This is a genomic window from Pontibacter sp. SGAir0037, assembly GCF_005491705.1.
Classification (GTDB): domain Bacteria; phylum Bacteroidota; class Bacteroidia; order Cytophagales; family Hymenobacteraceae; genus Pontibacter.
On sequence record NZ_CP028092.1, the window covers coordinates 5,137,695 to 5,152,360 of the forward strand.

A 14,666-nucleotide genomic window follows, 5' to 3' on the forward strand; every position below is an offset into this window, starting at 1 on the left:
CCCATTAAATTCTGTTTACTCATAGCTGTCGCGCTAAATTACCTCATTTACAGATAGTTTTATGATATTTTGCGGCTAAGGTGCACATAATAAAAAAGAGAGAAACTGTAAAGTTTCTCTCTTCCCATGTACAGGTGGCGTAGTTTATTCAAACAACGAAACAATGGTTGCAACCTGTTCTTTTGTAAGCGGCTCATCAAAAGCACCTGTTGCAATGGCTGCCGTATACCCGCTTCCAAGCGTTTTAATATCGTTAATTCCACCTTGGGCAACATTATCTTCTCCTGCATAAACAGCAGCAGCACTCTGAGGTACATTGCTATTGCCTGCTGCACCTTCTATCCATCCTTTATTTTCGCGCATTCTCCTGATATGGGCAGCATGTCGTGCTTCTACCGAATGTATCTGAAGGGCAGCTGTAAGTACTGCATCATTACTGATGAGCTTATCGGCCTGACCTTTATATGCCCTGACACCTGTATCTTCAAATGCCTGTGCCAGTGTAAGAAAAGTGGCATAATCAGTATTCCAGTTCGAAAAGTTCTTGCCAAAGTTAAAGGTAGGTTCGGCAATAGGTGTGCCGTTTAACTGGCGGATGGTAGCTATAAGTGCGTCTACGTGGGCAGCTTCGTGGTCGCGGATGGTCTGGATAGCCTGCCTGCCCGGGCCTGCAGGTATGAGGCCGTTCGCATTAAGCCCCTGGGTATAGAAGTTACGCTCGAGGTACTCCAGTTTCAGGGCAAAGTTTAACACATCCACTACCGTATTGCTCGACTGCCCGTAAGCTTTCTGAAAAACAGATCCAAGGGCTAACGGTATAGCTGCCAGTGCTGCTTTTTTGCCCATGCTGCCCATGTGCTTAAATACTGTTCTGCGAGAATCTAAACGGGTATATACTTCTGCGTCTACTTTCTCTATATCTTCTATTATCTTGAAAATGTTCATCTTAAGTCCTCCTTATTTAGGTAAGTTGTTAGCAGAAATTTTTGTTTTGATAAACGGACCTGCAGCCTGTAGTACAGCATCTGGTGCCAGTGCTGGGTCAAAGCCCATGTTGTCAGCTGAATCAGAGAATGTACCGTTGGATGTGAGATCGCGGATAACGGCTGCATGTCTTGCTTCAACAGAAACAATCTTGCCTGCTAAGGTGAGGAATCCAGCATTATTCAAAAGCTTGCCTGCTCCGTTGTAGGCAGCTACTCCCAGGTCTTCAAATGTTTTGGCAGTGGCCAGAACAGCATTTTTGTCGCTAAAGTTGATGGTGCTGAAGTTTACTTCCAGGTCTGCTATGGCATCACTTCCAAGAGCCGCTTTCAGGAAATCGCGGTGTATGGTTTCATGGCCTTTAAGGTCCTGCATGATCTGCTGCTCCGTTTGGCTAAACAGCCCCAGAGACCGGGCAACTACCTCTGTATAAAATGCCGCTTCTAATTGTTCAAGCGCATAAGCATAATTAAGAATACCAGTGTCGCCAGAACCTAAATCTACTGTATCGGGATCGATGGGTAGCATGGCATCGTCGTCGTTGCACGAGGTGGTGGCAAGCAGGAGTGCTGCGGTCGCAGCACTGGCCCCTGCAAGCCGGAAGAAGTTGCGTCGCTGCATCGGGGCAGTTAATACACCTTTGAAGCTGCTTTCATTTTGCTCCGGAATTTTATCAAGTTTATCCATAGTTTGGTTGATGAATGTGAATATTCTTTTTTCTCTACCTGCTGCTCGAACCGAAACGTTGTGTAGATTGACAAGACCTACGACCAGTCATGTACAACTGGATTTAGAGCCGAGAAAATAAATTACCGGGAATAGCGTGCCTGTAAAAGAAGCTTTGTATACTCTATCAAAAGCAGAAAAGGCACAACATACAGTTGTGCCTTTTCTGCTTTTGATGAAAATTTCTTTGTTTTACCTGTTTGTCTCCTGTATCAGAATTCCGCTGATGCGTTTCAATTCTGTTTCAGCGGCCTTCGCTTCATACTGTATGTCTATCAGGCGGTTTTCGGCAACAAGCTGGTTTCGTTGTGCCTCGCGAAGCTCTATAGCTGTAAGTAAACCCAATTTGTAGCGTTCTAAGGCAATGTCGGCATTTTCCTGAGCAAGTGTTAAATTAGACTCTTCCAGGGCCAGCAGCTCAAGCCTATTTGTGTAACGGGTATAGGCTCTTGCAATATCGGATTGCAACCTGTTTTGTTCCTGTTGAAATGCCAGATTAGTAGATTGTAGTAGGACCTCTGCATTTTGTACCTGCCTGTTTATTTCAAAGCCGTTAAAGATTGGGAAGCTGAGTACAGCACCATAGTTAAAACCAATTCTTCGGCTTTCGTTAGTACCTACTGTATTACCAAAAGTGGCAGGTTCCTGTAAGGAGCGGTTATAACCATAAGAGCCCGATACACCTATTGTAGGTAGTCGTAACGCTCTTGCAAGGCGTACGTCCTGTAGCGCTATGTTCCGTTCTATCTGGAGGCGCTGCAGGTTTGAGTTATGAATTGCAGACTGGCTGCTAAGTGCTGCCATTTGCATGTCTGTGCTTACTGTAATGGAATCATCTACTGTGAAGTCTGTATTCGGATCACGGCCCAGCAGCTGGTTTAAATTGATTTTGGCATTTTGCAGGAGCTCCAGTTGGGTAAGTAGTTCCGATCTGTCGGCGTTATAATCTACCTGCGCCCTTAGTATTTCAACCTTAGCACTAACGCCTACATTATACTGTTCTTCAGTTATTTTAACGCGCTGCTCAGAAATAGTTATGGCGTCTTCAATAGAATTAATCTTTCGGGCCTGTCGTACAACTTCATAATATGCGTTTGTAATAGAAGCCAACGTAGTTTCTACAGTTGCCCTTGTGAACAGGGTTCCTGATCTTTCAAGCATTTTGAGGCGGTCGTAGTTGATGAACATACGGCCACCATCAAAAACAGTCCAGTTTAATAAGATGCTGGCATTCCTGGCATTGGTGGTGGAGTTGTTCACAATACGGGGTTCATTGTTTTCGAACTGGTTGCGAAGGTCGTTTTTGGAAAAGTCCTGTGTAACCCGACCGTCGACAGAAGGAAGGAAACCTGCATTGCCAAGTGTGATATTGTTTTCGGCAATTTCCTGTTCCTTGTTTACAATGCGAATGTCATAATTGCTTTCCAGGCCTATGCGTATAGCCTGTTCTAATGTAAGGTGTTCTTGTGCAAGTAAGCTGCCTGGAAGAAGTAATGCTGCTCCGATAAGGAGCAGCGTTATTGTTTTTATTGGTGACATCAAATGGTTATTTCTAACGCGAGTTAATTTTAGGCTATTTTTTGCAGCAGCTTAGTGTTGTAGTGCTGGTTCTGGTTTTCTTTTTTCCTCTTTTGCTTCTTTTTCGTCCTGCTCAATAATATTTGCCTTAGCCGACGAGAAATAAGAGTAAATGGCCGGTATAATGTAAAGCGTAAGGCCCGTGGCAAAAATAAGCCCGCCTACTACGGAAATACCCATCGAAACACGGCTTTCGGAACCTGCTCCCAAGGCTAATGCAATAGGCAGTGTACCTAATATCGTAGAAAGAGACGTCATCAGGATTGGCCGGAAACGTGAAACAGCAGAGTCAACAGCTGCATCAAGTTTGGTAAGGCCTTCTTCTTTTCGCTGATTGGCAAATTCTACCAGCAAGATACCGTTTTTCGTAACAAGACCAACCAGCATAATCATACCAATCTGGCTGAAAATATTCATTGTTTGCCCAAAATACCAAAGGCTTATTAACGCCCCGGCCAGCGCAAGCGGTACGGTAAACATAATAATGATTGGGTCTCTGAAGCTTTCGAACTGTGCTGCCAGTGCCAGGTAAATTAAGCCTAAGGCTAACAGGAAAGCAAATAATAAGCTGTTCGAACTCTCTGAGAAATCTCTTGACTGCCCGGTTAAAGAAGTCTGGAACGTCTCATCCAGTACTTTATCAGCAATGGCATCCATGGCTTCCACACCATCGCTGATGGTTTTACCTTTGGCCAGTGATGCACTGAAAGTAGCTGCTGCAAATCGGTTAAAGCGATAAATTTGGGGAGAAGCACTTTCTTCGGTAAGCTCGATCAGGTTATCCAACTGTATCAGTTCATTGTTGCTGTTTCTGACATACAGGCTTCTTAGATCAAGTGGTTCGCTGCGGTTTTCCCTGGCAACCTGGCCCAGGATCTGATACTGCTTACCGCCTCTTACAAAGTAGCCGAAACGCTGGCCGCTCAGGCCTAGCTGCATCGTCTGGGCCACATCCCGTACGCTTACACCCATCGAAATGGCTTTCTCACGATCGATCTCTACCCGTAGTTCCGGCTTGTTAAATTTAAGGTTTACATCTACGAAGTTAAAGGTGGGGTCCTGACGTGCTGCATCCAGAAAAGCTGGAATTATTTCCCGAAGCTTAGCACTGCTCTGCGACTGCACCACAAACTGTACCGGCTGGCCGGCGCCACGGCCACCGCCGAGGCCTTTGTCGCCAGAGGCAAAAGCTCTTGCACCGGGTATCTGGTTGATAAGGGCCGGCACTTCCTCTACTATCTGCTGTTGCGTTTTAGTACGGTCTTTGGCATCTACCAGGCGCAGGCGCACAAACCCGGAGTTGGAGTTCCTGGTCATGGTGGTCATGCTGGCAATGCCGCTTACAGAGTCGTTTACCAACGCCGACAGTTCATTCATATACTGATCCATAAACTCGAAAGATGCGCCTTCCGGTCCGGTTGCCTGAATACGCAATCCTCCTCTGTCTTCTTCAGGCGTAAGTTCAGACTGCAGCGTTGAGATCTGCCACCAGATAGCACCGGCCGAAAGCACGATCAGGATAAATGCTACCCAGCGCACCTGCATAAAGCTTTCGAGGCTACTGCGGTAGCCATCGGTTAAGGTGTTAAAGAAAGGTTCTGTTTTGCGGTAGAACCAGTTGGGTCTTTCCCTGCGCTTGAGCATACGCGACGACATCATAGGCGTAAGCGTAAGCGATACAAAAGAGGAAATAATAACAGAGCCTGCTACCACAATACCGAATTCCCGGAACAAACGGCCGGTGGTGTCTTCGAGAAACGCTACCGGCATAAACACGGCAGCCAGGGCAACGGTAGTGGATATAATGGCAAAGTATATTTCAGCAGATCCTTTTTTAGCTGCTTTCATTGGTTCTTCGCCACCTTCGATGCGGGCATAAATGTTCTCCAGCATTACAATTGCATCGTCTACTACCAGACCAATGGCCAGTACGATACCCAGCAATGTTAGTACGTTTATAGAGAAATCCATTACGTACATGATAAAGAAAGAACCGACCAGCGACACCGGTATCGCCACAACCGGAATAAGGGTGGAGCGCCAGTCGCGGAGGAACAGGAAGATGATAATGATTACCAGTCCAAGCGCAACGTAGATCGTTTCTTCTACTTCTGCAATGGAAGCCTTAATATATTCGGAGTTATCAAAGCCAATAATCAGGTCCAGATCTTCCGGAATGTCTTTTTTGATGTGCTCCAAGCGTTTGTAAAACTGATCTGCAATTTCGATCTGGTTTGAGCCCGGCTGCGGAATAATAACCACTCCAATCATAGGCACACCATTGTAGCGTAGCACCGTTTTTTCGTTTTCAGGGGCCAGTTGTGCATACCCGATGTCACGGAAACGGATCAGGCGGTTAGCATCTTCCCTGATCACAAGGTTGTTGAATTCTTCTGGCGTAGAAATACGGCCCATTGTTCTAACAGAAAGCTCTGTCGTAGCACCTTCTATACTACCTGATGGCAGCTCCACATTCTGGCGTGCAAGTGCGTTCTGTACATCCAGTGGTGTTACCCGCAGCGAAGAAAGCTTGTCCGGGTCCATCCAAAGGCGCATTGCATACCGCTTATCACCCCAGATGGCGATCTCACTTACGCCAGGTATGGTCTGAAGCTGCTCTTTAAAAACATTGGCTCCAATATCAGAAAGGTCAAGCAGGGAGCGGGTTTCGCTTCTGATACCCAGCATGATAATGGGGTTGGCATCCGCATCGGCTTTGGCAATGGTAGGAGGCTCGGCATCTTCCGGTAAACGGCGCTGCGCCCTTGAAACCCGGTCACGCACATCGTTGGCCGCTGCTTCCAGGTCCACACCCAGGTTAAACTCAACGGTTATATTGCTGTTGCCTTCGCTGCTGGAGGAGGTTAGGGTTCTGATACCGGCTATACCGTTGATCGATTCCTCCAGCGGTTCAGTAATTTCTGATTCTATTGTTTCTGCATTGGCTCCTGCATACGAGGTAGATACGTTTACAATAGGCGGGTCAACGCTTGGATATTCACGCACACCCAGGAAGGTGATACCGATCAAACCAAATACAATAATCGTAATGCTCATTACGATAGCCAGTACAGGGCGCCTTATACTAATGGATGATAAACTTGCCATATTTTCTTTCTCGGAACCAGCTTTTTTACCTGGTTTTACTCTTTCTGTCACAGAGGCCTTAATGCCAGTTTATTATATCTGGCTGCGGCTCCTCTCATCTGTTTTTCAATCATCAACCCAGGCTATTATCTGCAAGCCTGGTCCTGTGGAGTGGGTAGTACTGCTAAAACCTTCAAGCGACTACCCAGGGTGATATACTTTGATTTACTCCTGTAGTAGCTATAAAAAACTACCTGCAGGAAGTTGGGCTTACTCTGCTGTTCTCACGTTGCGTATATTCAGGTCGGAGCCGGGGCGTGCCTGCAGAATTCCAGAGCTAATGATCGTATCGCCAGGCTCAATACCTTCCATAATCTGGATCATGGTTTCGGAACGTTGCCCGATTTTTACCATTTTAGGCTGAGCTTTGCCGCCTTTTGCTAAAAATACTTTATGACCTGTAGCCTCCGGTATAATCGATTCTGTTGGAATCAGGATAGCATCGTCCACATCTTTTAAAGAGAGCTCAACCCGTACAAAGGCACCTGGTTTTACTTCTTCTTTCTTGTTTTCGTAGCGCGCCCGTACCCGTAAAGTACGGGTAGCCGGATCTATATTAGGATCTATGGCATATATATTAGCTTCGTAAACTTCCGATGCGCCTTCTGTTGTAAAGGTTATCTTCTGGCCCTCTGTTACCTGCTGTGCATAACGGCCCGGAACAGAAAATTCGATTTTTACAGGGCTGATGTCAACAATGCGGGCAATAGGTGTATTAGCTGTAACGTAGCTGCCTTCACTTACCTGGCGCAAGCCAATTACGCCATCAAACGGAGCGCGTATATAGGCTTTGTCTAAGGTGGCTTTCAACGCCCGGATGTCGGCTGTTGCTGTAGCCAGCTGGTTGCTTACCTGGTCATACTCTTGTCTGCTGATATATTCTTTTTCGAGCAGCACGCGCTGTCTTTCCTCCATATCGCGGTACAGCTTCTGGTTCGATTCCAGCTTCTGGAGCTGTGCCCGCATCTCCAGGTCATTTACTGTTAAAAGAAGCTTGCCTTTCTGTACGCGGGTTCCTTCTTCAAAACTGATACCCGTTACCCGGCCTGCTACTTCACTGAAAAGCTCCACTTCCTCGTTTGCAAGCACAGTACCTGTAGATGTGATCTTATTCTGATAAGCAGTAGGAGATACCACATAAACATCTACAGCTACCTTCTGCGCCATCGGCCCATTTGCAGGACCAGCTTGTTGTTGTTCGTTGCCGGGAAACGCTTTGGTAACAATTAAGTAGGTAAGAGCAGCCAGAGCTACCACTATGAGGGAAATTTTAACAGTTTTGTTCATTTAAAGGTTTGAATACAGGTATGGTACCGCTAATTAGTTTGTAGTTTTATAACCAAATCAAGCCCCCAAACATTCCCCGTTGGCAAGGAGTAGTTATGGGAGCGTATGCCGTTTAAAGTTACACCGTTATTATGGTATATTAAAGCTGAGCAAAGCCTTATGCTATAAACAGGTGCTATTGTAAGACAAACGACAGGCTAAGAAGTTTAAAAGCCCTCACAAGATTTTCTGAAATAATTTATGAGCGAAAATAAGAAGAACTTTTTTGAAGATGTATATGAGGTGGTAAAGCTGATTCCGAAGGGCCGGGTAACCTCTTACGGAGCTATAGCGAGCTATCTTGGCTCGAAGGGATCGGCCAGAATGGTGGGTTGGGCTCTGATTGCTTCGCACTCCTTTACAAAGATTCCGGCGCATCGTGTGGTAAACCGCAACGGAATGCTTACCGGCAAGCAGCACTTCGATGCACCCAACGCCATGCAGGAGCGCCTAGAGCAGGAGGGGGTACAGGTAGAAAATGAAAAGGTGGTAGATTTTGAACGCCTGTTCTGGGATCCGGCCAAAGAGCTGCTGTAGCCCGGAGGCCTATACATGCAAAGCGTAGTGCCGGCTCCTGCCTCAGGAGCCGGCACTACGCTTTGCATGTCGTCAAAACTTATTTCTTGGCCGCAGTAGCTGATTCGTAGTGATATAAAGATGCCAGTGTATAGGCACCATCGGCATTTCTTTTGTGAATCATTTTAGAGAAGGAGCCGTCTTCCAGGAAAATATAGCGGAACTGCATGCCCGGTTCTGTATGGTAGGCCTGATGATTTAAGCCTTCCACAGGTTTGAAAACAATGCTTCTATACTCCGGAAACCATTCACCTGTCATTAAAATGATGTTCTTTCCTGCATTATCTACCTGGGCAATTTCAAATCTTTTCTGTTTTGTAGAGTAGCTGATAAAGCATTCGCCTTCTAATGTATTGCCATCCGGCATGCCGTAGCTGAATTGCTCATGCACATAACTGCCCAGGTAAGGCGTATTAAATTTAGCATCGCCTTTTGTTTTAAGCATTAGCCTGTGCTTAGGGCTCCAGGTAGAAAGCTCAACATTCCAGGCACCTGTAATTTTTTGGAGAAGCTGGTTGGCTTCGTCAGCAGAGAGGCTTTTTCTTGATTGCGCCTGAGCCAGAGGAGCTGCCCATACCAGCAGCACCGCTGCCAGCAGGAAAAGAATTGTTTTTTTCATGGTTTTATGTATTTAGGTATTGGTCGCGCTGTTATCTGATATTCAGTTATTTGCTCTGATAACGATACTAAAGTAAGGCTTTATTTAACAGCAGATTGGCCTTTTAGACAAACCCTGAAGAGACAAAGCCGGATGCCGGATATTCCTAGACTAACTGTTGTTTACCAACCTAAAGATGTCGATGAGCAGCAGGAGGTTGCTTATTATCTAAAATATATTTCAGAAATAGGGGCTAAGTAAGAGAATCTGTATTTTTGTGCTTATGGAGATAAAGCTGAGTTCGGTAAGGGTGTTGGAAGCCAGAGATTTGGCCTTGCCACAGGTAAAAGGACTGTCGCAAAACAGGCTGTTGCAGCACTTGCTGTTCTGGTTTGTGTATGTGTCGTTTTTCGGGCTTTTGTATGGCAGCTATATAGACGACTACTACAATGCCTTTATGGTGGAGTTGGTGGAACTGCCGTTTAAAATGGCGCTGGTATACTTTAATATGTACTACCTGATGCCGGTTTACCTGCTCCGCAAAAAGCACCTCGAGTTCTTTGTATACCTGCTTTTGCTCATGGGAGCTATTGGGGCTCTCATGCAGTATGTGCTCATGCCCCTGCTTATCCACCCGCTGATCTGCCCCACCACCTGTACAGAAGATAATATGTCGCTCTATCGGTTTGTGCGGAATATTGTGAATATTAACTATGTGGTGGCCATTACAGCTGTTATCTACCTGCTCAAGAACTGGTATCGCCACCAGCAGGCTTCCCAAAACCTGGCAAAAGGAAAGCTGGAAGCAGAACTGCAGTTCCTCAAAGGCCAGATACACCCGCACTTCCTGTTTAATACCCTGAACAGCCTTTACTCTCTCACCTTAAAGAAATCGGATACTGCACCGGAGGTAGTGCTAAAGCTTTCGGGCCTGATGGACTATATGCTCTATGATGCAGCCGCGGCGAAAGTAGCGCTGGAAAAGGAGCTGAACTATATACAAAACTATCTTTCGCTCGAACGGATCCGTTATGCGGATAGGGTGGATATAAGTTATACAGAAACAGGCCGTATGGCGGGTTTGAAAATAGCCCCGATGCTGTTGCTGCCTTTTATTGAGAATGCCTTTAAACATGGTGTAAGCACTGAAACAGCCAATGCCTGGATCAGAATTGATCTGAAGGTGCAGGACGGGGAACTGGTGCTTCTGGTAGAAAACAGTAAGTATGAAAATGCTGTAAAGCAGCAAAAGCAGGATATTGCTTCCGGTATCGGTTTAAAAAATGTAAGGCGACGCCTGGACCTGCTTTACGAAGGGCAGTATAGTTTAGAAGTGGAAGACGAGCCGGAAAGCTATGCGGTTCGATTGGAATTAACGTTAGAAAATGAATAGATAAGGGAAAAGCCATGAAAATTCGTTGCCTGATTATAGATGATGAGCCCCTGGCGCTGGATGTGCTGGAAACATTTATTCTGCGCCTGGATAATTTAGAACTGGTGGGCCGATGCAGCAATGCCATCGAAGCCTATAATTTTTTGCAGAACCAGCAGGTAGATTTACTTTTCCTGGATATTCAGATGCCTAAAATGACGGGCATCGAATTTCTGAAATCATTGTCTTACACTCCTAAAGTTATTTTTACTACCGCCTACCGCGATTATGCCGTAGAAGGCTATGAGCTAAATGCCGTTGATTACCTGCTTAAACCAATTGCTTTCGATCGTTTTCTGAAAGCAATAAATAAAGTAACAGAACAGGCGCAGCCTGTTGCCAGTCTTGCAGCCGTTGCAGGTGTCAGTACTGAGGCCGGCTTAAGTGGCAGCGATGCGTTCATTTATCTAAAAGCAGATAAGAAAATGGTGAAAGTAAAGCTGGCAGATATCCTTTATATTGAAAGCCTGAAAGACTATATCAGGGTGAAGACAGAAACAAAAGAAATCATTTCTTACCAGAAAATCAGCTTTCTGGAAGAACGATTACCTGCCGATAAATTCCTGCGCATTCACCGCTCTTTTATTGTGTCTATCGAGAAGATACAAGCCTTTTCGGCCTCCGTGGTAGAGGTTGGCAAAAGCGAAATACCTATTGGCCGCTTCTATAAAAATGAGGTGCTGCAGGTACTGAACCAAAATAACCTGCTGGAAGCTTAGGGCTTTGTTCTTAATTAGAATTAATCTAAAAAAACACTTGTTTAATTTGGACTAATTCTAAACAAGCTATACATTTGTGTCAGTTGATGAGAGACATGATAGCTACAGAAAACAAAGTTGCCTTTTCGGAAGTGTTTAGTACAGCATCAGGTGCTGTTCTTCAATGCGATTATAAAAACCGCCTTCTGCTGCAGTTCGATGGAACGGTTACTCCTTTCAAAGTTGAAGCTTTTCTGCGCCTGAAGAAGATAGTAGATCGTATCGACCTGGTTGCCATGGCCAGCAGTACAGACCGTTTCTCAGATTTTGAAATTATTTATCCTGTCGGATGTGAGCGTGTGTATATTTTAGCCCTGGCAGATATTATTGCTCTGAAAGAACTTTTAGCAGGAGCCAAGGCGATGCTGGAGATTAACAGCATGCTGCACGAACTCTTAAACCCGGTTATGGCCTAAGCGTTCTTGTAGTAGTTACGGCTCTTTTAACTGGAAATTTTTCTTAGTAAAAACAGTAGCTGCAGGTACTGTTTTATCCTCTCTCGGAAGCTGTCCTAACAGCTTCTTTTTATTTAGATTTCTTCCAAATTTTGCTGCTTTCGCGGTTTTTCAAAACAATTAGGTAAATTGGTAGTAAGTATAAATGACTAGCTATGGTAGTAAGCCACTGCCATTTTCGGTTTATAAATTTGACCCAAACCAACCTTCTTATCTATATTGTTATGAAAGATTTATTAAGACTTAGAACCTCCCTTACAGAGGAAATAGAGAAAATATTAAACGACCAGATCAAGATGGAAGCGGATGCTTCTGCAATGTACTTGGCCATGTCGAGCTGGTGCGATCGTAACGGATTCGATTTTAGCGCCGGCTACTTTAAAAAGCAGTCGGACGAAGAGCGGGAACACATGCTGCGCCTGTTTAAGTTTGTTTCAGATATGGGCGGACGCGCGGTGTCGCCAGATGTTACTGGTGTGCAGGTTGAGTTTGATACTTTCAGAAGCGTGTTTGAGCAGGCTCTACAGCAGGAGATAGCTGTTACGCAGTCTTTCAACAGAATAGCTGATACGTGCATGAAAGCAAAAGATTATGTTACATTCTCGTTCCTGCAGTGGTTCCTGAAAGAGCAGATCGAAGAAGAGTATGTAGCACGTCGTGCCCTGGAGTTATTCGAAATAATCGGTGAAGAAGGTACAGGGCAGTATGAGATTGATAAGCGTGTACCCAAAATCAAATACGAAGATACGTACGAAGATTAAGCGAAAGTATAGCTTTGTTAAACAGGAATCCCCGGCTGCATCAGCAGCCGGGGATTCCTGTTTTTATGGGTTAGGTTTGTTTAAAATATGGTTCTGGAACGCCTGTTTGGCCTCGAACTCTGTCGTCTGTTTCAGCCATACATTGTCAGGCTGAAAACTCATAACAGGGGCATAATCGCAGCGGTCGGTGCATTCGGTTTTTATAATTTCTACCTGGTCTTTTAATCCCATGTCTTTAATCATCGATCGAAGCGCTTTGCCAATGTCTTTCCCGCCTTTCTTTTTGCATTTGCTGCCGGTGCACACATATATTACCTTCTCGGGTGTCTTAAAAGCTTTGCTCATGAAATAGTTTGTACTTTGCTATACCTCTATAAAGTATAAAATAGGAGAAATAGTTACAATAGTGGCTGGCAAGTTAGCTGTTTTAGCTGAATTTGATGAAATGTTCTTTGGCTAAGCAATCTGTTCCACTGCCTCTCTATGCCCGTTAAAAATAAAATGCCTGGCTATCGGACGATAACCAGGCATTTTAATGTGAGGGAAATTAATTGTTTAAAGCTGTTCTTGGCTTAGGGAGTTCTTTGCGTGGCAACTTTTTATCGCGCATGGCAGTGTGGTAAACAAATGTAGCCATAATAACAGACGCTTGTTTCAGATCGTCTGCCTGCAGGCGCTCAAAGCTATCCATATTGGTGTGGTGCGTGCGCGTATTATAGTCTATCGGGTCCTGTATAAACTGGAAGCCCGGCAAACCCAGGGCGTCGAAAGACTGATGGTCAGTGCCACCTGTGTTGCGTACTGTTACAGTTTTAGCTTCCATTTCGTGGAATGGCGCCAGCAAAGCTTCAAAGATCGGAATAACAGCCTCGTTGCTCTGGGTATAGATGCCGCGAATCTTACCGGTGCCGTTATCTAAGTTATAGTAGCCGGCAAATTTCTCATGTGCTTTTGTCAGCTTCATAGTGGCCGGATCGCCAAAAGTTTTCTTTACGTAGCCTCTTGAGCCAAACAACCCTTGCTCCTCCGAGCCCCAAAGTGCAATTCGGATGGTACGCTTTGGTTTAAGGCCTAGTTCCTGTAATATTCTAATGGCTTCCATTACCACGGCAACACCTGCCGCATTATCGGTAGCACCGGTAGAAGCATGCCAGGAGTCCAGGTGAGCGCCAAGCATTACTACTTCATCCTTCAGTTTCTTGTCGGTGCCCGGAATCTCAGCAATTACATTATAGCCTTTCAGGTCGCTCTCCAGAAATTTCGTTTTGGTTTCCAGCTCAACCGCTACTTTCTGGCCTGCTTCCAGTAAGCGTACCATACGGCCATAATCTTCGAGGCCCATCTCAAGTTCGGGTAGCGCTGGTGCAGCATCTACAGCATAAGGGGCGCCATTGCTGGTGAAATGGGTACCGTGCGTTCCACCGCGGGTACTTAGCACAGCCGCAGCACCTTCTGCTTTAATCAGTTCACTTACCTTGGCACGCAGTTGCATCATGGCACGGTAAGCTTCGTAACGGCTGTTGTCGCCTCCTGGCCGGCCTCCTTGTTCCAGGGTAGCAGCAGCCATTTTTGCTAATTCTTCATCTGTATAACGCTGGGCGTCTGCTTCGAAAGTAGTCTTTGCTTCGCGTGGCAGCGGCATTAACACAACTTTACCTTGCAGCTTACCTTTATACTGAGCAAAGTCTTCTTCTTTTTCCACTTTCACCAGCACAGCTTCACCTTTCAGTAAACCATTGGTGCCAGGTGTCCATGCTTTCGGCGTAGCCACTAAGTGCTGGTAGTAAGGCGCTGTCATGGCAACATATGATTTCTCAAATTCCCAGCCACGGCCAAATTCGCCCCATTCATCCAGGTGAGCGTTCTTCAGCCCCCATTCAGCCAGCTTATTCTTAGTCCAGTTGTTGGCACGCATCAGGCCGCTGGAGCCTGACAGGCGGGAGCCGTTTACATCTGTCAGGTAAAAGGCCGTTTCCATTACTTTGGAATTTTCAAAGCCTTCTTTCTTAATGCGGTTAACTACTTCCATATCGACAGTTTCCTGCTGTGCCTGGGTAGCCAGCGCAAACTGAAGAAGGAGTAAAAGGAGAAACAATGGTTTTCTCGTCATAATGATTTGGTTAAGGTAGAGAATAGATAGTTTAGCAATTTTATTCGAGGGTACCCCTTACTTTTATAGTATAGACAGTGCAAATATTGTAAAGTTTAATGGAGAGGCTAAATATATAAAGGTATTTTTATCTAAACCGGGTGTTTTTTTATACTTTCATAAAAAATGGGCATCCGGTTAAACCAAACTGCTGGAGTCTCATCTAAGAAGTACTT

Annotated in this window: 13 protein-coding genes; 5 read left to right on the plus strand and 8 right to left on the minus strand. The window is 45.5% G+C overall.

The genetic code is table 11. From position 1 onward, the window contains the following. Positions 1-144 precede the first annotated feature (144 nt). The 5 genes from C1N53_RS21320 to C1N53_RS21340 all read right to left on the minus strand — a co-directional run bounded on the left by C1N53_RS21320 (position 145) and on the right by C1N53_RS21340 (position 7,722). On the minus strand, positions 145-945 hold the full coding sequence (locus tag C1N53_RS21320) for a ferritin-like domain-containing protein (RefSeq protein ID WP_137761220.1): 801 nt from the start codon (positions 943-945) through the stop codon (positions 145-147). Between the two features lie 12 nt (positions 946-957). Beyond that, positions 958-1,671 (minus strand): ferritin-like domain-containing protein, encoded by a 714-nt coding sequence (locus tag C1N53_RS21325; protein WP_240773325.1) that lies wholly within the window; start codon positions 1,669-1,671, stop codon positions 958-960. 231 nt (positions 1,672-1,902) lie between these two features. Continuing rightward, positions 1,903-3,249: a TolC family protein gene (locus C1N53_RS21330; RefSeq protein ID WP_137761221.1), complete on the minus strand. Its 1,347-nt coding sequence runs from the start codon at positions 3,247-3,249 to the stop codon at positions 1,903-1,905. Positions 3,250-3,300: 51 nt separating this feature from the next. Next, positions 3,301-6,396, minus strand: coding sequence for an efflux RND transporter permease subunit (locus C1N53_RS21335; RefSeq protein ID WP_137761222.1), 3,096 nt, complete (start codon positions 6,394-6,396; stop codon positions 3,301-3,303). Between the two features lie 249 nt (positions 6,397-6,645). Continuing rightward, complete coding sequence (locus tag C1N53_RS21340) at positions 6,646-7,722, minus strand: efflux RND transporter periplasmic adaptor subunit (protein ID WP_137761223.1); 1,077 nt, start codon at positions 7,720-7,722, stop codon at positions 6,646-6,648. A gap of 240 nt (positions 7,723-7,962) precedes the next feature. Between C1N53_RS21340 and C1N53_RS21345 the strand changes: the two genes are divergently transcribed. After that, positions 7,963-8,298 carry an MGMT family protein gene (locus C1N53_RS21345; RefSeq protein ID WP_137761224.1) on the plus strand — a complete coding sequence of 112 codons (336 nt, stop codon included), beginning with the start codon at positions 7,963-7,965 and terminating at the stop codon, positions 8,296-8,298. A 79-nt stretch (positions 8,299-8,377) separates the two neighbouring features. Here C1N53_RS21345 and C1N53_RS21350 read toward each other — a convergent pair whose 3' ends face one another. Continuing rightward, a complete protein-coding gene (locus tag C1N53_RS21350) occupies positions 8,378-8,956 on the minus strand; it encodes a DUF1579 family protein (protein WP_137761225.1) in 579 nt (192 codons plus the stop codon). A gap of 262 nt (positions 8,957-9,218) precedes the next feature. Here C1N53_RS21350 and C1N53_RS21355 point away from each other — a divergent pair, with 262 nt between their 5' ends. From C1N53_RS21355 to C1N53_RS21370, 4 genes are all read left to right on the plus strand, one after another. Then, positions 9,219-10,328 carry a sensor histidine kinase gene (locus tag C1N53_RS21355; protein WP_137761226.1) on the plus strand — a complete coding sequence of 370 codons (1,110 nt, stop codon included), beginning with the start codon at positions 9,219-9,221 and terminating at the stop codon, positions 10,326-10,328. A 14-nt stretch (positions 10,329-10,342) separates the two neighbouring features. Further along, positions 10,343-11,086, plus strand: a complete 744-nt coding sequence (locus C1N53_RS21360) for a LytTR family DNA-binding domain-containing protein (protein ID WP_137761227.1) — start codon at positions 10,343-10,345, stop codon at positions 11,084-11,086. Positions 11,087-11,181: 95 nt separating this feature from the next. Further along, a complete protein-coding gene (locus C1N53_RS21365; RefSeq protein WP_240773326.1) occupies positions 11,182-11,541 on the plus strand; it encodes a hypothetical protein in 360 nt (119 codons plus the stop codon). Positions 11,542-11,804: 263 nt separating this feature from the next. Continuing rightward, positions 11,805-12,341, plus strand: a complete 537-nt coding sequence (locus C1N53_RS21370; RefSeq protein WP_137761229.1) for a ferritin — start codon at positions 11,805-11,807, stop codon at positions 12,339-12,341. A 63-nt stretch (positions 12,342-12,404) separates the two neighbouring features. Here the strand turns inward: C1N53_RS21370 and C1N53_RS21375 are convergent, their stop codons facing one another. Together C1N53_RS21375 and C1N53_RS21380 are read right to left on the minus strand one after the other, a co-directional pair. Beyond that, complete coding sequence (locus C1N53_RS21375) at positions 12,405-12,686, minus strand: (2Fe-2S) ferredoxin domain-containing protein (RefSeq protein ID WP_137761230.1); 282 nt, start codon at positions 12,684-12,686, stop codon at positions 12,405-12,407. Between the two features lie 202 nt (positions 12,687-12,888). Further along, the gene (locus C1N53_RS21380; RefSeq protein ID WP_137761231.1) at positions 12,889-14,451 is read right to left on the minus strand and encodes a M20/M25/M40 family metallo-hydrolase; all 1,563 of its coding nucleotides are present in this window, start codon (positions 14,449-14,451) and stop codon (positions 12,889-12,891) included. Positions 14,452-14,666: the final 215 nt, after the last annotated feature.